Annotated in this window: 18 protein-coding genes; 8 read left to right on the plus strand and 10 right to left on the minus strand. The window is 59.5% G+C overall.

Annotation, left to right across the window (positions count from 1 at the left end; translation table 11 throughout):
- Positions 1–27: 27 nt before the first annotated feature.
- The 4 genes from IEQ42_RS23035 to IEQ42_RS23050 form a co-directional block, all read right to left on the minus strand.
- The gene (locus tag IEQ42_RS23035; protein ID WP_042558750.1) at positions 28–903 is read right to left on the minus strand and encodes an ABC transporter permease subunit; all 876 of its coding nucleotides are present in this window, start codon (positions 901–903) and stop codon (positions 28–30) included.
- Positions 900–1,781 carry an ABC transporter permease subunit gene (locus tag IEQ42_RS23040; RefSeq protein WP_395593791.1) on the minus strand — a complete coding sequence of 294 codons (882 nt, stop codon included), beginning with the start codon at positions 1,779–1,781 and terminating at the stop codon, positions 900–902. Before IEQ42_RS23040 ends, IEQ42_RS23035 begins: the two co-directional genes overlap by 4 nt.
- Before the next feature lie 29 nt (positions 1,782–1,810).
- Positions 1,811–2,953: a polyamine ABC transporter ATP-binding protein gene (gene potA, locus IEQ42_RS23045; protein ID WP_042558752.1), complete on the minus strand. Its 1,143-nt coding sequence runs from the start codon at positions 2,951–2,953 to the stop codon at positions 1,811–1,813.
- A 370-nt stretch (positions 2,954–3,323) separates the two neighbouring features.
- A complete protein-coding gene (locus tag IEQ42_RS23050) occupies positions 3,324–4,085 on the minus strand; it encodes a gamma-glutamyl-gamma-aminobutyrate hydrolase family protein (RefSeq protein WP_210705410.1) in 762 nt (253 codons plus the stop codon).
- A 282-nt stretch (positions 4,086–4,367) separates the two neighbouring features.
- On the opposite strand from IEQ42_RS23050, the gene IEQ42_RS23055 reads away from it, so the two are divergent.
- The 4 genes from IEQ42_RS23055 to IEQ42_RS23070 all read left to right on the plus strand — a co-directional run bounded on the left by IEQ42_RS23055 (position 4,368) and on the right by IEQ42_RS23070 (position 9,735).
- Positions 4,368–5,744, plus strand: a complete 1,377-nt coding sequence (locus IEQ42_RS23055; RefSeq protein WP_042558754.1) for a glutamine synthetase family protein — start codon at positions 4,368–4,370, stop codon at positions 5,742–5,744.
- 245 nt (positions 5,745–5,989) lie between these two features.
- Complete coding sequence (locus tag IEQ42_RS23060) at positions 5,990–7,480, plus strand: aldehyde dehydrogenase (protein ID WP_150596652.1); 1,491 nt, start codon at positions 5,990–5,992, stop codon at positions 7,478–7,480.
- A 52-nt stretch (positions 7,481–7,532) separates the two neighbouring features.
- The gene (locus tag IEQ42_RS23065) at positions 7,533–8,816 is read left to right on the plus strand and encodes an NAD(P)/FAD-dependent oxidoreductase (RefSeq protein ID WP_210705411.1); all 1,284 of its coding nucleotides are present in this window, start codon (positions 7,533–7,535) and stop codon (positions 8,814–8,816) included.
- 370 nt (positions 8,817–9,186) lie between these two features.
- Positions 9,187–9,735, plus strand: coding sequence for a cupin domain-containing protein (locus IEQ42_RS23070; RefSeq protein ID WP_042558757.1), 549 nt, complete (start codon positions 9,187–9,189; stop codon positions 9,733–9,735).
- A gap of 115 nt (positions 9,736–9,850) precedes the next feature.
- Here the strand turns inward: IEQ42_RS23070 and IEQ42_RS23075 are convergent, their stop codons facing one another.
- From IEQ42_RS23075 to IEQ42_RS23085, 3 genes are all read right to left on the minus strand, one after another.
- Positions 9,851–10,030 carry a hypothetical protein gene (locus IEQ42_RS23075; RefSeq protein WP_210705412.1) on the minus strand — a complete coding sequence of 60 codons (180 nt, stop codon included), beginning with the start codon at positions 10,028–10,030 and terminating at the stop codon, positions 9,851–9,853.
- A 139-nt stretch (positions 10,031–10,169) separates the two neighbouring features.
- Positions 10,170–10,457, minus strand: a complete 288-nt coding sequence (locus IEQ42_RS23080; RefSeq protein WP_210705413.1) for a fructose-bisphosphate aldolase — start codon at positions 10,455–10,457, stop codon at positions 10,170–10,172.
- Between the two features lie 506 nt (positions 10,458–10,963).
- On the minus strand, positions 10,964–11,395 hold the full coding sequence (locus IEQ42_RS23085) for a hypothetical protein (RefSeq protein WP_210705414.1): 432 nt from the start codon (positions 11,393–11,395) through the stop codon (positions 10,964–10,966).
- Between the two features lie 222 nt (positions 11,396–11,617).
- Between IEQ42_RS23085 and IEQ42_RS23090 the strand changes: the two genes are divergently transcribed.
- From IEQ42_RS23090 to IEQ42_RS23100, 3 genes are all read left to right on the plus strand, one after another.
- A complete protein-coding gene (locus IEQ42_RS23090) occupies positions 11,618–12,040 on the plus strand; it encodes an HD domain-containing protein (protein ID WP_210705415.1) in 423 nt (140 codons plus the stop codon).
- Positions 12,041–12,169: 129 nt separating this feature from the next.
- The gene (locus IEQ42_RS23095) at positions 12,170–13,189 is read left to right on the plus strand and encodes an AbrB family transcriptional regulator (protein ID WP_210705416.1); all 1,020 of its coding nucleotides are present in this window, start codon (positions 12,170–12,172) and stop codon (positions 13,187–13,189) included.
- Positions 13,190–13,472: 283 nt separating this feature from the next.
- The gene (locus IEQ42_RS23100; RefSeq protein WP_210705417.1) at positions 13,473–13,919 is read left to right on the plus strand and encodes a YMGG-like glycine zipper-containing protein; all 447 of its coding nucleotides are present in this window, start codon (positions 13,473–13,475) and stop codon (positions 13,917–13,919) included.
- On the opposite strand, the gene IEQ42_RS23105 is transcribed toward IEQ42_RS23100, so the two are convergent.
- Genes IEQ42_RS23105 through IEQ42_RS23115 form a run of 3 tightly spaced genes read right to left on the minus strand, consistent with a single transcriptional unit; the run spans position 13,904 to position 17,589 of the window.
- A complete protein-coding gene (locus IEQ42_RS23105; RefSeq protein ID WP_210705418.1) occupies positions 13,904–14,929 on the minus strand; it encodes a DUF2955 domain-containing protein in 1,026 nt (341 codons plus the stop codon). The two genes, IEQ42_RS23100 and IEQ42_RS23105, sit on opposite strands and share 16 nt — an antisense overlap.
- A complete protein-coding gene (locus IEQ42_RS23110) occupies positions 14,919–16,043 on the minus strand; it encodes an HlyD family secretion protein (RefSeq protein ID WP_210705419.1) in 1,125 nt (374 codons plus the stop codon). The genes IEQ42_RS23105 and IEQ42_RS23110 overlap by 11 nt, the downstream gene beginning before the upstream one ends.
- Positions 16,036–17,589: an efflux transporter outer membrane subunit gene (locus tag IEQ42_RS23115; RefSeq protein ID WP_228732026.1), complete on the minus strand. Its 1,554-nt coding sequence runs from the start codon at positions 17,587–17,589 to the stop codon at positions 16,036–16,038. The genes IEQ42_RS23110 and IEQ42_RS23115 overlap by 8 nt, the downstream gene beginning before the upstream one ends.
- 119 nt (positions 17,590–17,708) lie before the next feature.
- Between IEQ42_RS23115 and IEQ42_RS23120 the strand changes: the two genes are divergently transcribed.
- On the plus strand, positions 17,709–18,227 hold the full coding sequence (locus IEQ42_RS23120; RefSeq protein ID WP_210705420.1) for a transporter suffix domain-containing protein: 519 nt from the start codon (positions 17,709–17,711) through the stop codon (positions 18,225–18,227).
- Positions 18,228–18,328: the final 101 nt, after the last annotated feature.

Here is an 18,328-nt window from a genome sequence, read left to right on the forward strand (position 1 = left end):
TCGCAGCGTGCCGCAGCTCCTACAGGATTATGCGGTGGCGGCGCGTGGCGGTTGCTGCCACGACTCGTTCGCCGTCTGATCCATCGCTTCCTGAATCGCACGCTTGCGGTTGGCCTCAGCCTTGCGGCCGAAGTACCAGACCAGGAAAGTCACCAGCGACACCGCCAGCAGAATCAGACTCGCCACTGCGTTGATCTCCGGCTTCACGCCCAGACGCACCGCCGAGAACACTTCCATCGGCAAGGTGGTGGAGCCGGGGCCGGAGACGAAGCTTGCCAACACCAGGTCATCCAGCGACAAGGCGAACGACATCATCCCGCCCGCCGCCAGCGACGGCGCGATCATCGGAATGGTGATCAGGAAAAACACCTTGAACGGTTTTGCTCCCAGATCCATCGCCGCTTCTTCAATCGACAGGTCCAGTTCACGCAGGCGGGCGGAGACTACCACCGCCACATAGGCTGCACAGAACGTGGTGTGGGCGATCCAGATCGTGACAATGCCACGCTCCTGCGGCCAGCCGATCAGTTGCGCCATCGCCACGAACAGTAGCAACAACGACAGGCCGGTGATCACTTCAGGCATCACCAACGGTGCGGTGACCAGGCCGCCAAACAGCGTGCGGCCCTTGAAACGCGTCACCCGAGTCAGCACGAACGCAGCCAGAGTACCGAGTGCCACAGCAGCAATCGCGGTGTAGCAGGCGATTTCCAGCGAGCGCACCACCGACCCCATTAGCTGCGTGTTGTCGAGCAAACCGGTGTACCACTTGATCGACCAGCCGCCCCACACCGTCACCAGTTTCGAGGCGTTGAACGAGTAGATCACCAGGATCAGCATCGGCAGATAGATAAACGTCAGGCCGAAGATCAACATGAACTTTGCAAAACCGAAGCGTTTCATCCCCGTGCCTCCATCTCTTTGGCCTGGCTGCGGTTGAACAGCAGAATCGGCACAATCAGGATCAACAGCATCACCACCGCCAGAGCAGACGCCACCGGCCAGTCGCGGTTATTGAAAAATTCTTGCCACAGCACGCGACCGATCATCAGCGTCTCCGGGCCACCCAACAGTTCGGGAATCACGAACTCGCCCACCACCGGAATGAACACCAGCATGCAGCCTGCGATGATGCCGTTCTTGGCCAGCGGTACGGTGATTTTCCAGAAGTTGTTGAAGTTGCTCGAACCCAGGTCCGACGCGGCTTCCAGCAGACTGCCGTCGTGCTTCACCAGGTTGGCGTACAGCGGCAACACCATGAACGGCAGGTAGGCGTAAACCACGCCGATATACACCGCGGTGTTGGTGTTGAGGATTTCGATCGAGTGATCGGTCAGGCCAGTCCACATCAGGAAACTGTTGAGCAAACCGTTGTTGCTGAGAATGCCCATCCACGCGTAAACGCGGATCAGGATCGCGGTCCAGGTCGGCATCATGATCAACAGCAGCAGGACGTTTTGCGTTTCCTTGCCGGTCTTGGTGATCGCGTAGGCCATCGGGAAGCCGATCACCAGGCACATCAGCGTGCTCAGCGCCGCGACCTTCAACGACCCGAGGTAGGCCGACAGATACAGCTCGTCTTCGCCGAGCAGGGTGTAGTTGCCGATGTTCAGCAGCAGCTGGAATTTCTGTTCGGCGTAGGTGTAAATCTCCGAGTACGGCGGGATCGACAGCGCAGCTTCCGAGAAGCTGATCTTCATCACCAGGAAAAACGGCAGCATGAAGAACAGGAACAGCCAGATGAACGGAATACCGATCACCAGTTTTCGGCCACTGGGCACCAGGCGCAGGAATTGCTGATTGAAAGTTCTCATGAGCGCAGTACCACGCCGCTGTCGTCTTCCCACCAGACGTAAACCTTGTCGTCCCAGGTCGGTCGCGCGCCACGGCGTTCAGCGTTGGCCATGAACGACTGGACGATTTTGCCGCCCGGCAATTGCACGTAGAACACCGAGTGACCGCCAAGGTAGGCGATGTCATGCACCTTGCCTTCGGACCAGTTGTAGCGGAACTCGGGCTGGGTCGTGCTGACGAGCATTTTTTCCGGCCGGATGGCGTAGGTGACCGACTTGTCCTGCACCGAGGTGCTGACGCCGTGACCGACGTAGATCTTCTGCTGCAAGTCCGGGCTGTGGATGATTGCGTGGCCTTCGAGGTCTTCAACCACCGTGCCGTCGAAGGCGTTCACGTTGCCGATGAACTCGCAGACCATACGGCTGACGGGTGCTTCATAGATGTCGATCGGGCTGCCGATCTGCGCGATCCAGCCCAGGTGCATGATCGCGATCCGCTCGGCCATGGTCATGGCTTCTTCCTGGTCGTGAGTCACCATCACGCAGGTCACGCCGACGCGCTCGATGATCTCAACCAGCTCCAGCTGCATTTGCGAACGCAGCTTTTTATCCAGCGCACCCATCGGTTCGTCGAGCAGCAACAGCTTTGGCCGTTTCGCCAGCGAGCGGGCCAGGGCGACACGTTGGCGCTGACCACCGGACAACTGATGCGGTTTGCGTTTGGCGTATTGGGTCATGTGCACCAGGCGCAGCATTTCTTCAACGCGGGCGTCGATTTCACTGGCTGGCAAACGGTCTTGCTTGAGGCCGAAGGCAATGTTCTGCGCGACGGTCATGTGCGGGAACAGCGCGTAGGACTGGAACATCATGTTGATCGGCCGCTCGTACGGCGGCATGTCGGTGATGTCCACACCGTCGAGCAGAATCCGCCCTTCAGTCGGGCGCTCGAAGCCGGCAAGCATGCGCAGCAGGGTCGATTTCCCCGAGCCGGAGCCGCCGAGCAGGGCAAAGATTTCGCCCTGATGGATCTCCAGGGATACATCGTCCACTGCGATGGTTTCGTCGAACTTCTTGGTGACACGATCGATTTTCACCAACACCTTTTTCGGTTGCTGATGACCTTCAAGTGCCTTCCTGTAAGTGCTGGAGGCGTTTGCCATGTGAAACTCCCAACAGGTTTCAGTGCCTGGCCAATGTGGCCTGGCTTAAGTGGATTGCAAGCCTGTAAGCACATTCCCGTTCGGATCACCGCAAAACCCTGTGGGAGCTGGCTTGCCAGCGATGAGGCCGTCACCTTCAACATAAAGGGTGACTGACCCATCGCCATCGCTGGCAAGCCAGCTCCCACAGGGTTTTGCATTGATCCAACGGGTACTGCTCATACCGATCCGGCTTGTTCGGCGCCGCCGTCCTGGCTGCCTGGGTCGTACTTGTTGTTATTACGGGTGTTGTTTTTCACGAATGACGGGTGCGCGCAGGCACGCCCGACTTGCGTGGGGGCAGTAAATCGTTACGTATTCTTTGGTTGTGTCAGCGCTGGTTACGCCGCGCCGCCCGTTGCCGGCAAGCCTCACCGAAGGCCTGAAAAATCTTCAGGTAGTTCGGGTTGTCCAGCACCTGCCACTCCGGGTGCCATTGCACGCCGAGGGCAAAGGTCGGGCTGTGCTCCACCGAGATCGCCTCGATCAGACCATCCGGCGCCACCGCTTCGGCACGCAGGCCGGGCGCGAGGCGGTTGATGCCCTGACTGTGAATGGAGTTGACCTGGAACTCGCCGGGCAACTCCAGCGCTTCGAACACGCCGCCGCCAAGCACCGTGACCGCATGAGCCGGTGCGTATTGCACGGCCACATCCGGGCTGTCCGCTTCGCGGTGATCGAGCATGCCCGGCAGCTCATGCACCTTCTGATGCAGGCTGCCGCCAAATGCCACGTTCATCTCCTGGAAACCGCGGCAAATGCCCAGCACCGGAACGCCCGCCGCAATGGCTGCACGCAATAAAGGAAGGGTCGTGGCATCCCGCGCCGGATCGTGATCCGTACCGGGTTCGCTGGCCGGGCCTTGATAGTGGAAAGGTTCCACGTTGGAAGGCGAGCCGGTCAGCAACAGACCGTCGAGTTGACCGAGCAGGTCCTCGATTTCAGTCAGGTTGCCAAGGGAAGGAATGACCACCGGCAGCCCCTGGGCGCCAACGCTGACAGCACGTACGTACTTGTCGCCGCTGATGTGATAGGGGTGCAGGCCAATCTGTTTGACGCACGCAGTAACGCCTATCAATGGCTTGAATGCCATTTTTATTCACCTCGAAGTTTGACACTTGAACGAGCTTTTCCGGAGCTTAGAGTCGTTGATTTTAATTAACAACTCCCGTGTAAAAAATTCTAAACGCCGTTCATCAAATCTTCATGATTGGCAGGCGTCTGGCGCCTGTTTTGGCACGCAGGTGTCAAGAAAAGCCCTAAAAATAAAGGCTGAGCGGCACGGTGTTCGCTATTGACTTCACTTTGCCGTTCGGGTTGACTGGCTCGGCGAAACAGCAGTGAACATAATAATTAACAGCTAAATAGGTGCATCATGTCGGTCCCTCTGCGTACCGTTCAACTCAACGAAGCAAACGCATTCCTTAAGAAATATCCTGAGGTTTTGTACGTCGACCTTCTGATTGCGGATATGAACGGTGTGGTGCGCGGCAAGCGCATCGAACGCACCAGTCTTCATAAGGTTTACGAGAAAGGCATCAACCTGCCGGCCTCGCTCTTTGCCCTCGACATCAACGGCTCCACGGTGGAAAGCACCGGCCTGGGCCTGGACATCGGCGACGCCGACCGCATCTGCTATCCGATCCCGGGCACCCTCAGCATCGAGCCGTGGCAGAAGCGCCCAACCGCACAACTGTTAATGACCATGCACGAGCTCGAAGGCCAGCCGTTCTTCGCTGACCCGCGTGAAGTGCTGGCCAACGTGGTGCGCAAATTCGACGACCTCGGCCTGACCATTTGCGCAGCGTTCGAACTCGAGTTCTACCTGATCGACCAGGACAACGTGAACGGCCGTCCGCAGTCGCCACGCTCGCCGGTTTCCGGCAAGCGCCCGGTGTCGACTCAGGTCTACCTGATCGACGACCTCGACGAATACGTCGACTGCCTGCAAGACATCCTCGAAGGCGCGAAAGAGCAGGGCATTCCTGCTGACGCCATCGTCAAGGAAAGCGCCCCGGCGCAGTTCGAAGTCAACCTGCATCACGTCTCCGATCCGATCAAGGCCTGCGACTACGCCGTCCTGCTCAAGCGTCTGGTGAAAAACATCGCCTACGACCACGAGATGGACACCACCTTCATGGCCAAACCGTATCCGGGCCAGGCGGGTAACGGTCTGCACGTACACATTTCGATCCTGGACAAAGAAGGCAACAACATCTTCGCCAGCGAGGATCCCGAGCAGAACGCCGCGCTGCGACATGCGATCGGCGGTGTGCTGGAGACCCTGCCTGCGCAAATGGCCTTCCTCTGCCCGAACGTCAACTCGTACCGTCGTTTCGGCGCACAGTTTTATGTGCCGAACTCGCCGAGCTGGGGCATCGATAACCGCACCGTTGCAGTACGTGTGCCGACCGGTTCTGCTGACGCCGTACGCATCGAGCATCGTGTCGCCGGTGCCGATGCCAACCCGTACCTGCTGATGGCCTCGGTGCTGGCCGGTATCCACCACGGCCTGACCAATCAGATCGAACCGGGTGCGCCCGTCGAGGGCAACAGCTACGAGCAGAACGAACAGAGCCTGCCGAACAACCTGCGCGACGCATTGCGTGAGCTGGACGACAGCGAAGTCATGGCCCGCTACATCGACCCGCTGTACATCGACGTGTTTGTCGCGTGCAAGGAGAGCGAGCTGGCCGAGTTCGAAAACTCGATTTCTGACCTTGAGTACAACTGGTATCTGCATACGGTCTGAAAAACCCCTCACCCTAACCCTCTCCCAAAGGGAGAGGGGACTGATTCGGGGATGCTCGGGCAATTCGCCGACCTGATCGATTTTTGCCGAATCCATATTCGACTCGATCGTTCAAGTCGGTGCATCTCCCAAGACACTTCGGTCGGTCCCCTCTACCTCCGGGAGAGGGCTAGGGTGAGGGCAGCCATCTCAAACCGAACACGCCAGCCAGACCACCCCCAAATCCCCCTCGTCGAGCCATAACAATGACCACAACCCGCAACGACTGGGAACAACGCTTCCAGTCCCTGACCATTGAATCCCGCGCGTTCATCAACGGTGAATACCGCCCGGCGATCAGCGGCGACACCTTTGAATGCCTGAGCCCCGTTGACGGCCGTTTTCTGGCCTCCGTCGCCAGCACCGATGAAGCCGACGCCAACCTCGCCGTGGAAGTCGCGCGCCAGTCTTTCGAATCCGGCGTGTGGGCTAACAAGGCCCCGGCCGAGCGCAAGCGCATCCTGATCCGCTTCGCCGATCTGATCCTGCAAAACCAGGAAGAACTGGCGCTGCTGGAAACCCTCGACATGGGCAAACCGATCAGCGACTCGATGAGCATCGACATCCCGGCGACCGCCAACGCGATCCGCTGGAGCGCCGAAGCCGTCGACAAGATCTACGACGAAGTCGCGGCCACACCGCACGACCAACTCGGCCTGATCACTCGCGAGCCTTGCGGCGTGGTGGCGGCCATCGTGCCCTGGAACTTCCCGCTGATCATGGCCAGCTGGAAATTCGCCCCGGCCCTGGCGGCGGGTAACTCGTTCATCCTCAAGCCTTCGGAAAAGTCGCCGCTGACCGCGATCCGCATCGCTCAGCTCGCACTGGATGCCGGCATTCCGAAAGGCGTGTTCAACGTCTTGCCAGGCTTCGGCCACACCGTCGGCAAGGCTCTGGCGTTGCACATGGACGTCGACGTGCTGGCCTTCACCGGCTCCACAGCGATTGCCAAGCAACTGATGATTTACGCCGGCCAGAGCAACATGAAACGCGTCTGGCTCGAAGCCGGCGGCAAAAGCCCGAACGTGGTGTTTGCCGACGCGCCGGACTTGCGCGCCGCGGCACAAGCAGCGGCCGGCGCCATCGCCTTCAACCAGGGCGAAGTGTGCACCGCCGGTTCGCGTCTGCTGGTCGAGCGTTCGATCCGTGAGCAATTCATTCCGCTGCTAGTGGAAGCACTGCAAGCGTGGAAACCCGGTCACGCCCTCGACCCGGCGACCACCGTCGGCGCCGTGGTCGATCAGCGCCAACTCGACAACGTGCTGCGTTACATCAGCATCGGTCGCGAGCAGGGCGCCGAGCTGATTGCCGGCGGCCAACGCACCCTTGAAGAAACCGGTGGCCTTTACGTGCAGCCTGCGATCTTCGACGGCGTGACCAACGCCATGACCATCGCTCAGGAAGAAATCTTCGGCCCGGTGCTGTCGCTGATCACCTTCGATACCGTTGAAGAAGCGCTGCAGATCGCCAACGACAGCATCTTCGGCCTCGCCGCCGGGGTCTGGACCAGCAACCTGAGCAAGGCGCACACCTTTGCTCGTGGCCTGCGTGCCGGCAGCGTCTGGGTCAACCAGTACGACGGCGGCGACATGACCGCGCCGTTCGGTGGCTTCAAACAGTCGGGCAATGGTCGCGATAAATCGCTGCATGCATTCGACAAGTACACCGAGCTGAAAGCGACCTGGATCAAGCTCTAATTCTTTTACAGCGGCGGTTGCTGGCGTGAGCCGGCGACCCTCGGAGAACCGTATGAAACAACAACACGTAAACAGCTACTACGCCGCCACTCGCAACGAAGTCATCGACTTTCCGACCCTCGAAGAAGCTGTGGATTGCGACGTCTGCATCATCGGCGCCGGTTATACGGGCCTGTCCTCGGCACTGTTCCTCGCCGAAGCTGGCTATAAAGTCACGGTGCTGGAAGCGGCGAAAGTCGGTTACGGCGCGAGCGGGCGTAACGGCGGGCAACTGGTTAACTCCTACAGCCGCGACGTCGACGTGATCGAAGAACGTTACGGCGACAAGACCGCCGAAATCCTGGGCAGCATGATCTTCGAAGGCGCCGACATCATTCGTTCGCGCATCAAGCAATACGACATCAAATGCGACTACCGTCCGGGCGGTATCTTCGCGGCGATGAACAAGAAACAACTGAATGGTCTGGCCGAGCAGAAGAAAAACTGGGAACGCTACGGCAACCGTAATCTGAAGATGCTCGACGCTGCGGACATTCGTCGCGAAGTCGGCTCCGACGCCTATGTCGGGGGTCTGCTGGACTTGCAGGGCGGCCACGTGCACCCACTTAACCTGGCCCTCGGGGAAGCTGCTGCCATCGTGACTTTGGGCGGCAAGATCTACGAGCAATCGGCCGCGGTGGAAATCACCTACGGCGAGCCAAATGTCGTGCGCACCGCCAAAGGTCTGGTCCGCGCCAAGTACCTGTTGATCGCTGGCAACGCCTACCTGCCGCAAGGCCTCGACAACCGCGTCACCGCGAAAAGCATGCCCTGCGGCTCGCAAATCGTTGTCACCGAACCGTTGACCGAGAAACAGGCACGCAGCCTGATCACCAACAACTACTGCGTCGAAGACTGCAACTATCTGTTGGATTACTACCGCCTCACTGCCGACAACCGTTTGCTGTACGGCGGCGGCGTGGTCTACGGCGCGCGTGAACCGGACGACATCGAACAACTGATCCGCCCGAAGATTCTCAAGACCTTCCCGCAGCTCAAAGACGTGAAAATCGACTACCGCTGGACCGGCAACTTCCTGCTGACCATGTCACGCATGCCGCAATTCGGCCGTATCGAGAAAAACGCCTACTACATGCAGGGCTACAGCGGCCACGGCGTCACTTGCTCGCACCTGGCCGGCAAACTGATCTCGGAAATGATCCGCGGCGATGCCGAACGCTTCAATGCGTTCGCGTCCTTGCCACACATGCCAATGCTCGGCGGCCGCACCTTCTCCGCCCCGCTGACGGCCCTGGGCGCCGTCTACTACTCGCTGCGCGATCGTTTCGGCATCTAAGCTAGCAATGTTCAAAATGTGGGAGCTGGCCTGCCAGCGATGACGGCCTGACAACCTCCACAAAGCCAACTGACACAAAAGAGATCCAACTGTGGGAGCGAGCCTGCTCGCGAAGAGGCCATATCAGCCAACATCGCCGTCGTCTGACACACCGCTTTCGCGAGCAGGCTCGCTCCCACAGTCACTGTATTACCAAGGCAAGAAAGACTTTTCCCCCACCACCCATCGAACCTGCTGAGCAACACCACCAAACGTGATTTAATAGCCGCCTTTCACGGTTCCGGGACACGGGAGCAACGTGACCCGCGCCCCGGCGCGTCACCCGCCACCCACCCCCATCGCCCTTAAGTCGTTCTTACATAAGGCAGTCATGGATACGGGTTCTCGACTCAAACTAGTACGCGAAAGCTACAAACTCTCCCAGCGCGAGCTGGCCCGGCGTAGCGGCGTGACCAATGCCACCATCTCCCTGATCGAACAGAATCGCGTCAGTCCCTCCGTCAGCTCATTGAAAAAGCTGCTCGAAGGCATCCCGATGTCCCTGGCCGACTTCTTCACCTTCGACCAGCCGCCACGCGAACATCAATACGTCTTCCGCGCCAACGAACAGCCCGACCTCGGCCGCCACGGCTTGCGCCTGCTGCTGATCGGCGCCTCCGTGCCAAGCCGGCAGATGCGCTTGCTGCGCGAGCAATACGCGCCAGGCGCGAGCTCCGGGGAAGAGCCGATTGTTCACTCGGAAGGTGAGGAGTGCGGGCTGGTTACGCGCGGGACGGTTGAGTTGACCGTGGATGGGTCGGTGAGTGTGTTGAATGCCGGGGATGGGTATTACTTTCCGACGACGTTGCCGCATAAGTTTAGAAATATCGGGGCGGATGAGGCTGAGATTATTAGTGCGAATACGCCGGCGAATTTTTGAGATGTTTTCTCCAAGTACGAACTTTCCGGTTATGGGTGGCTTGGCTTGTCCGTAAAAAGTGGCGAGACGGCTAGGCCTATTTTATTAAATAGGCCTAGCCATTTTTAAGTTTTAATTATTTCTTTTTGCTTTGCTGTAACTCTGCACCAGGATCGCTGCAGTCTTGGTTTTGGCAATGCTGTGGAGTAGCGTTTTCCGTAACAATAAAAATCCCACTTGCAGCTCCACTTGCTGCACATCTGTCGCACCATACTTCGTGTTTTATATCATATCCGTTGATATTCCCTGCCTTCATCTCATTTCTCCTTAAGGTTGTATGGCTTATCCGAACGCTATCAAATCGCTAACGCTATTTCCATTCCCAATCGCGGATAGATGGGGCTATTTAAAAAATATTGGGGTGAAATGACAGCCATTTTCCGAACCTGTTTCTTCTACGTTGCAGCCTCAAACCCCCGCTGTTCAATTACCCGAAAAACATCACTGACATCCTGCACCATGATTCTGGCGATATTGGTCACGGTGTTGATGTCGTGTTCGGCGTAGTCGGGGAGGCTGGTGCAGGCGATGAGGTCGAGGTATTTGAGGACGGCGTTGAGGCGTTCGGCGAGGCAGGCGTGGAGTTCGCGCAGTGGGGCGTCGGCGTCTATGAGGAGGACAGGGTGGTCGGTGGCGGGGTGTGACATGTGGGCGTAGTGGTGGAGCGGTTTTTTGATCGTCATAAGATTGCTCTTCAAATAATTAAGAAGTGCCACCTTTCTGCTGCGAAACAAATGGGTGGCAGCTGTATGCGGGTTCGCAGACCGGAGAAGAGTCAAACCGGCAGACCCGAAGGTCTCCCACACACAGCCGCCATATAACGAAACGGCGGCGAATTTTGCCACAGTTGTCATCTAGCGGTGTGTGTCACTTCTGAGGGCTGCGAAACCCATCGCCAACTGCGGTCAGCGACAGCCCCACTCTAGGCAGCAATTCCCGCACCCACAACCAGCCTGTAGGACGCAAACCCAACCCTGTGGCGAGGGGATCTATCCCCGATTGGCGGCGCAGTTGTCGTAATCCGTGGCCTGCGGCGTGTCTGGAGAAATGAGCTCGCCGGTTTGGGGCCGCTTCGCAACCCATCGGGTATGAATCCCCTCACCACAAGGGGTGTTTTCCTACGCGTTTTTCAGACTTCAATTCGGTCGATCTCAAGTCATGATTTTGTCTGGTGCACGGGCCGCAAACATTACTTCACCTTCCAATTCCCCCCACCACTTTCACAATCAATCTTCGCCTGCCCCAAATCCTCCGCACCGTAGTAATACGTAGTCACCTGCGCACCATCCGGGATGTTCAACGCCTTGGCGTTTTTGTCCTTGCTGGTGGAGTGCGGGTTGGCGAGGGATTCCTGAGTGAGGGTGGCGATGCAAGTGGCCTGGTAGTGGTCGTCGCACTGCTGGACCTTTTTCTTGATGGCGTTGACCATGTCTTTGCTTTCGTTGCTGCACGACCAGTCGATGGCGTTGACGGGCGTGCCTTCGTACTCATAGCAACTGTGGCCGGATACGGCAGGCACGGCGGAGCTGGAAGAACGGGTTTCGACGTCGCAGCCTTCGGCCATGACGCAGGTGGGGATGACGCAGAAAGTGGCGAGCAGAAGCAGGAATCGAATGTTCATCGGGCTTTCCTCTTCAATGGCGCCGGTTCCGAGCATTCTGTTGGCGCTATAGGGTTTCGAGAGGGCGTCGATGACAGAGGTTCAATCAGGTTTTTGATTTGCACGGTTCGCGTAGACTGCGAAACAATCGGAAACATTCGACGCGCCCAAGGAGTGGAAATTGCCAATGATTGAAATCAGCAATCGCAACGACTCTCCCGCCCCGCACCAACGGAGATGCTCATGACTCAAACACTCGAACGCGCTATAGCCATCGCCGCAACGGCACACGCCGGGCAGGTGGACAAGGGCGGGGCGCCGTACATTCTGCATCCGTTGAAAGTGATGCTGCGCATGACCTCGCTGGAGGAGCGCATCGTCGCGGTGCTGCACGATGTGGTCGAGGATTGCGATATCAGCCTTGATGACCTGCGCAAGGAGGGTTTCAGCGAAGAGGTGCTGACGGCGATCCAATCGGTGACCAAGGTTCCGGGCGAATCCTATGAGGATTTCGTCGAACGCGCCGCGCAAAACCCGATCGGCCGGGTCGTGAAATTGGCGGATCTGGAAGAGAACAGCGACCTGTCGCGGATCGCCTCGCCGAGTTGGGAGGATCTGGAGCGGATCGAGAAGTATCGGCGCGCGATTGGCCGGTTGCGCTCATAAAACCACGCAATCCCCATGTAGGAGCTGCCGAAGGCTGCGATCTTTTGATCTTTTTAAGAGCAAGATCAAAAGATCGCAGCCTTCGGCAGCTCCTACAGGGGATCGAGTTGAATTGCCAGGAAGGCGAATATGAAATCCATTTTCTGTCTGTTGATCGCCGCCGGTTTTGGCGCGGTTTTGCAGTCCCTCGGCGTGCCTCACGGTTTGCTGTTGGGCTCGATTCTTGTCACGGCACTGGTCGTGACGAAATCAGGTTTCGCCCCCGCGACGCCTTATGGGCTGGGTTATATCCAGGTTACGTTGGGCATCGCCACCGGGCTGATGTTCGAGGCGTGGGACAGTGCGACGGCGTCGACGATGTTGCCGAGCCTTGGCGTGTTGCTGCTGTGTTTGATCGTGCAGATTACGTTGGCCGCGCTGTGGCTGACGCGCGGGGCAGGGTGGAATCGCACTGATGCATTGTTGGCGGTATACCCGGGCGCATTGGCAGCGGTTTTCGATCTGCTGGAGTCGGAAAAGGCCTCAAGCAAAGTCATCATCGTGCACCTGATGCGGCTGTTACTGATCACCGTGCTGGTGAGTTTTTTGATTCCGGGACAGGCATCGGTCGCGGTGGTTGAAAGCGCTCCGTTGACGACCGGGATGGCACTGACCGTGTTCGCGGTATTCGGCTTGAGCGTCGTGCTCGGCCGATTGCTGCTGGTGATCGGCGTGCCGGCGCCGTTCATGCTCACGGCGATCATCATCACCGCAGTCTTTGTAAAAGCAGGCTGGTTTCACGGTTTTCACATGCCCGACTGGAGTTTGAATCTGGCGGCGCTGATTCTCGGCGTGCGCATCGGCTCGAGGTTTCAGGGTTTGGGCTTCGAGGAATTGGGCCTGCATGGTCGCACGGCACTGGTTTCGGTCGGGTTGATGATCGTGGTCGCGGCGGGATTTGCGGAAGCGGCGGCGCGATTTTTGGACAGTGATCCGCTGTCGCTGTGGCTTGCGTACATGCCGGGGGCGATCGAGACGATTGCGATTGTCGCGTTCGCGGGCGGGCTGAATGTGGTGTTTATCCTCACTCACCACTTGGCGCGGATGGTGCTGCTGCATTTTGCGCCGGTGTTGTTGGTGCAGGTTCGGCGGGTGCGGGAAACTTCCTGATTTGGACTGTGTCAGCTCAATCGATCCCCCTCACCCCAGCCCTCTCCCGGAGGGAGAGGGAGCCGACCGTGGTGTTTTGCGCGATGCATCGACCTGAACGACCTTATTGATTATGGATTCACAGCAAGGAATTTCACGTCGGCGTACTACTTGAATATCCCCCAATCAGTTCCCTCTCCCTCCGGGAGAGGGCTAGGGTGAGGGGCTCTTGATCCTGCGTCTTGAACTACACTCCCTGATTACCCCGCATCACAGCCAACCCCAGGCCCCGCCGGAGGTAATCATGAATCGCCTAACGCCCATCGCGCTGATGATCGCTGCCCTCTATGCCACTCACGCCAGCGCCGAATCCATCGTTCCGCTCAAAGGCCAGTCTTCTCAACGAACCCAGATCGACATCAACGACTGCCACTCCATCGCTTCGTCTTCGCCGACTTCAACACCCCAAGCGGGTGGTCGTCTGAAGGGGGCCGCTGTCGGTGCTGCCGCCGGAGCAGTAGGTTCTGAAGTCCGCGGCCGTCAACACGACGAGGTTTACGACCGCGTCGACGATGATCGCAAGCAGGATTACCGACAGAACCGTGCCCAGCAAACCGCCGCGGCCGGTGCGGTAGTCGGTGGCTCTCGACAGCGGCAAGAACGTCGCGCGCAGAGCAAAACCAATGCAGCGGCCAGTTCCAGTGCTTACACCGAGTGTTTGCAAGGACGCGGCTATCAGGTCACGCCTTGACGGCGGGTTCTGTGCCCTTGGAGCAGGTGCATCATCAATACGCCGTAAAGCGTAACCAGAATAAACAGGGCCATGCGCACGGCAAACGCGGTGTAGACGTCTTTGCCTGCGGCGCTGTCCTGCACTGATTGGCCGAGCAGGATGATCATTGTTATCAGGGTGTTGAGCCAGAACCCCGGGCTGAGTTGCGTCGGGCTGAGGCGATAGAGTTTGCGCGCCAGCCATAGTCCGATCAGCAGCATCCACAGAAAGAACATCCACAGGTGCACGAAAAGGCTTAATCCGCACCACACCAGCACCGCCAAAACGCCGGCGAGCAGGGTCGAGCCGAGCAGTTCGCGCCCCGCCTGATGCGTGTTGGTCGTGGAGCTTTGTTGGCCGAGGCTGACGGCTTTGAGGATGATCGGCATGTAGCTGGCCGGGTCGCTCAGGGCCAGCAAAAACGTTGGCAGCACGATCAACGTGGCGCGCAGGGCCACACGCGGGACTTCGTCGCCGGGCATGGCGGGCGGCTTGGGTGGGAGGGGGCTGTTTGCCGGTTCCGGGAATAATGCGTGGCTGACACCGACCACCGCGACTGCCAGCAACAGGCCTTTGACCAACGCACCAATCACCGCCATCGCCAGATCGAATTCGGCGAACCCGGCGGCGGAGATCATGGTCATGCCGATCACCAGAAAGGTCACGATCAACGGGTTGCCGCCGCGCAAGCCAAAGCGGAACACCAGAAACAGCCCGAGGCCGATCAACAACACGCCACTCACCGGGTAGTAACGCAGCAGCGGCATCAGCAGCAGCCCGATGCTGGTGGTGAGCGCCGCGACCAACGCCAGCACCAGCGCACCTTTGAGCGGCAATGGCTGCGGCTGACTGGCCAGTAACAACACCGCCAGCACCGGCGAAATAAATGCCAGCGGCAGCGCCAGCGCATAACTGACGGCGGTGCACAGCGCGGTGCCGAACGCCAGGCGCAACGCCCGTTGCGCCGGGACGCTGCGCTCAGTAGGCATACGACAGCCAGCTCATCAGCCCGACAAACAGCCGCCCCAGCGGATTGAGCAGGTTGCCTTCAGTGGGGAAGGCCATGACTTCAGCCTGACCACCGGCACGGATCGCGCGGTTGTCCACCAGGCGTTTTTTCGCCTCCTCAGTGAACTCGATAATCACCGGAAAACGCTGCGCCGGACGCAGCCAGTCGCGGCTGTTCTGGATGCTCGGCAAGGTGCCGGGCGCGGGTGTCTGGCCGACGCTGACGCCATAGCCGACGCTGCGCACTCGGCCATCGAGGACTTCGCCGGGCAGCGCGTCGAGGACGATGGCCACCGGTGTTCCGGGTTGCACGCGGCCGAGGTTGTTTTCGGTCAGATCGGCGCTGATCCACACATCATGAATGGCGATCAAGGTCATCACCGGGCTGCCGACAGCGGCGAACTGGCCGACATCGGTGCGCAGGTCGGTGATCAATCCGGCCGAGCGCGCGCCAATGCGAGTGTTGGCCAGATCCAGTTCGGCTTTGGCCAGTGCCGAGGCCGCGCTGCGCAGTTGCGCGTTGGTGTCGGTGTTGCCACCTTCCTGCTCCTGCGCGCGCTGCACTTCGGCGCGGGCGGCGGCGACCTGGGCGACCGCCTGTTCGCGGTTGGCGCGCGACACTTCGAGCAAGCGTACGGAGATGGTGCCCGGATCCTGTTTGTACAAACCTTCGAGGCGTTGATTGTCTTGCCGCGTCTTGAGTTCGTTGGCTTGCGCGGCGCGCAGCGAGGCCTGCGCCGACGCGATGCCGGCGGTGCTGGCGCCGACCTGACGGCGGGTCGATTCCAGATCGGCTTTCGCCCGATCCACGGCGATTTGCAGCGGCTGCGGATCGAGTTCGAAGAGGACGTCGCCAGCCTTGACGTCTTGGTTGTTGCGCACGTTGACCCGGATCACCCGGCCGGCGACTTCCGCTGCGACCGGAATCACGAATGCGCCGACCCGCGCCTGCTGGGTGTAGGGCGTGTATCGATCGGCGAGCAGATACCAGGCCAGGCTCAGCACAATCAACAGCAGCACCCAGCGGATGCCTTTTTTGGCCGGATCGGTCGGGGCTGGCGTGGGCGCCGGAGGGGGAGGTGCGACGTCAGTCATGGCGGCGGTCCTGCGACGGGAGTGGATACAGCGGTTGGGCGGGCGGCGCGGTGAGCAAGTCGCCCCAATTAGTGCGTTGTTGCATCTGTTCGCGGGTCGGTTCGTCGATCTGCGGCGAAGTGGCTTGCCAACCGCCGCCAACGGCTTTGTAGAGGGCGATCAGGTTGCTCACGGCATTGCTGCGACTGACCAGATAGTTGTCCTGCAATTCCAGCAGCGCGCGTTGCGCGTCGAGCACGCGCTGGAAGTCCGAATAGCCTTCGCGATATTGCGTGTTGGCCAGCACCAGTGAGCGCCGCGCGGCGCCTTCGGCCTCCCGCAGAATCCGTTCGCGTTCCAGCGCTTTGCTCAAGCCACTGGCGGCGTCGTCGGCCTCGCGTGCGGCTTGGCGAACCTTGTCGCGATAGGCTTCGATCAGTTGCTGCAAGCGTGCGTCCTGCACCCGTATGTTGTTGCGGATACGCCCGTAATCGAAGATGTTCCACCGCAGGCTCGGCCCGCCGATCAGGTCGAGGCTGCGCGGCGTCGCGCTGAGGGAGTCGGTGGACCAGACGATGCTGCCGAGCAAGGTCAGCGATGGATACAGATCGGTTTCAGCGACACCGACCAGCGCCGATTGCGCGGCGACATTCAGTTCCGCCGCGCGCACATCCGGACGGCGCAGCAGCAGGTTGGCCGGTACGTCTTGCAGCACGGCGCGATCCACCAACGGAATCAGCCCCGGTTGCTCGGCCAGCAACGCCGCGCCACCGGGCGGCTGACCAACCAGCACTGCCAGCGCATTGCGTGTGCGCAGCAGCTGATCTTCAAATGCCGGGATACTGCTCAGCGTGCCAAGGTATTGGGTTTTCGCCTGTTGCAGATCGAGTTCAGCGCTCTGGCCGCTGTTGAAAAGTTTTTCGGTGATCTCGAAATTACGCTTCTGCTGGACAGCGTTTTCCCGCGCGACGCGCAGCCGCGCTTCAGTGGTGCGCAGGGAAAAGTAGGTGTCGGCGACTTGTGCGCGCAGCAATACGAGGGCGTCTTCATAGTTGGCTTGCGCGGCGAAATATTGCGCATCGGATGACTCGATGGCGCGACTGAAGCGGCCCCAGAAATCCAGTTCCCAGCCCACATCAAACGCGGCGCTGTGCTGCCAGAAGTGCAGATCCTGCGGATTGTTGCCGCCGGACTGATGACGGTCGACATACAGGCTGTCGACGCCGAGCTGTTGCAATTGCGGGTAGCGGCCGCTTTCGGCGATACCCAGTTGTGCGCGGGCTTCGAGGACTCGCAGGCCTGCGATTTTCAGACTGCTGTTGCGCGCATCGGCTTCGCTGATCAGGCGATCCAGCACCGGGTCACCGAAGACTTGCCACCATTGGCGCAGATCGGGATGGGCGGCGCGTTCACTGGCCTGTTCCAAGGCCGTGCTGTTCCATTGTTTGCTCCATGCTTCGGCGGGCGGCTGGAAATCCGGCCCCAGGCGCACGCAACCGCCCAAACTCAAGACACCGAGCAATAACAGATGGCCGGATCGCGTCAGCAGTGCTGTTGTTGCAGGCATTGCTTGTTTCCCGGGCCGTAAATATCAGTGGAGCATAGACGGCCAATTGCAAGTTGTTCGGGCGAATCTGCTGCTACGCTTTTGAGGCATCGCAACTCCACCCAGACAGGTAAGAAACCATGGACACTGCCCAAGATCCGCAGACCCCGGCGGCACCCGCAACCTGGCGCTTCAAGGTCGGTGTGGGGATCATTTGCCTGATGCTCGGTTCGTGGTTGATGGTGCCGCTGGCGGCCGCGCTTGATGTGCCTGGCTCGAAGGTCGCGGCACTCACTGGCGTGTTGTTTATCAGCAACAAAGTGTTGTTGCTGGTGGTGATCGCGGTGATGGGCAAGGCCGGATTTGCCGAGCTCAAGCACACGATCGGGCGTTATGTCTCGGGGATCATTCCAGCCCCGGTGGACGAAGTTGGTCCGACGCGCCATCGCATCGGCGTGGTGATGTTTTGCCTGCCGTTGCTGTCGTCCTTTCTGGAACCGTATTTCGATAACTTCTGGCCAGGGTTACGGCCCAACCTGTGGCAACTGCAATTGCTTGGGGATTTGATGTTTGTTGGCAGTTTCTTTGTGCTGGGGGGGAATTTCTGGGACAAGGCTCATGCGCTGTTCGTGCGCAAGGCGCGGGTGGTCAGCGTTTGAGAGGGCGGGGAATCATGTCGTAGGGGGGGCTTAGGTGCAGTTAATACTTCTCTTTGCCTGAGGTGTGAATGAGTGTTGTGCGAAAAATCTGATCGCGACAA

This window comes from Pseudomonas iridis, from assembly GCF_017980685.1.
Taxonomy (GTDB): domain Bacteria; phylum Pseudomonadota; class Gammaproteobacteria; order Pseudomonadales; family Pseudomonadaceae; genus Aquipseudomonas; species Aquipseudomonas iridis.

Bases quoted from the DNA above. Each gene is read 5' to 3' on its own strand.
- IEQ42_RS23035 (WP_042558750.1), bottom strand. From the start codon at position 903: ATGAAACGCTTCGGTTTTGCAAAGTTCATGTTGATCTTCGGCCTGACG.
- potA (WP_042558752.1), bottom strand. From the start codon at position 2,953: ATGGCAAACGCCTCCAGCACTTACAGGAAGGCACTTGAAGGTCATCAG.
- IEQ42_RS23050 (WP_210705410.1), bottom strand. From the start codon at position 4,085: ATGGCATTCAAGCCATTGATAGGCGTTACTGCGTGCGTCAAACAGATT.
- IEQ42_RS23055 (WP_042558754.1), top strand. From the start codon at position 4,368: ATGTCGGTCCCTCTGCGTACCGTTCAACTCAACGAAGCAAACGCATTC.
- IEQ42_RS23060 (WP_150596652.1), top strand. From the start codon at position 5,990: ATGACCACAACCCGCAACGACTGGGAACAACGCTTCCAGTCCCTGACC.
- IEQ42_RS23065 (WP_210705411.1), top strand. From the start codon at position 7,533: ATGAAACAACAACACGTAAACAGCTACTACGCCGCCACTCGCAACGAA.
- IEQ42_RS23070 (WP_042558757.1), top strand. From the start codon at position 9,187: ATGGATACGGGTTCTCGACTCAAACTAGTACGCGAAAGCTACAAACTC.
- IEQ42_RS23075 (WP_210705412.1), bottom strand. From the start codon at position 10,030: ATGAAGGCAGGGAATATCAACGGATATGATATAAAACACGAAGTATGG.
- IEQ42_RS23080 (WP_210705413.1), bottom strand. From the start codon at position 10,457: ATGACGATCAAAAAACCGCTCCACCACTACGCCCACATGTCACACCCC.
- IEQ42_RS23085 (WP_210705414.1), bottom strand. From the start codon at position 11,395: ATGAACATTCGATTCCTGCTTCTGCTCGCCACTTTCTGCGTCATCCCC.
- IEQ42_RS23090 (WP_210705415.1), top strand. From the start codon at position 11,618: ATGACTCAAACACTCGAACGCGCTATAGCCATCGCCGCAACGGCACAC.
- IEQ42_RS23095 (WP_210705416.1), top strand. From the start codon at position 12,170: ATGAAATCCATTTTCTGTCTGTTGATCGCCGCCGGTTTTGGCGCGGTT.
- IEQ42_RS23100 (WP_210705417.1), top strand. From the start codon at position 13,473: ATGAATCGCCTAACGCCCATCGCGCTGATGATCGCTGCCCTCTATGCC.
- IEQ42_RS23105 (WP_210705418.1), bottom strand. From the start codon at position 14,929: ATGCCTACTGAGCGCAGCGTCCCGGCGCAACGGGCGTTGCGCCTGGCG.
- IEQ42_RS23110 (WP_210705419.1), bottom strand. From the start codon at position 16,043: ATGACTGACGTCGCACCTCCCCCTCCGGCGCCCACGCCAGCCCCGACC.
- IEQ42_RS23115 (WP_228732026.1), bottom strand. From the start codon at position 17,589: ATGCCTGCAACAACAGCACTGCTGACGCGATCCGGCCATCTGTTATTG.
- IEQ42_RS23120 (WP_210705420.1), top strand. From the start codon at position 17,709: ATGGACACTGCCCAAGATCCGCAGACCCCGGCGGCACCCGCAACCTGG.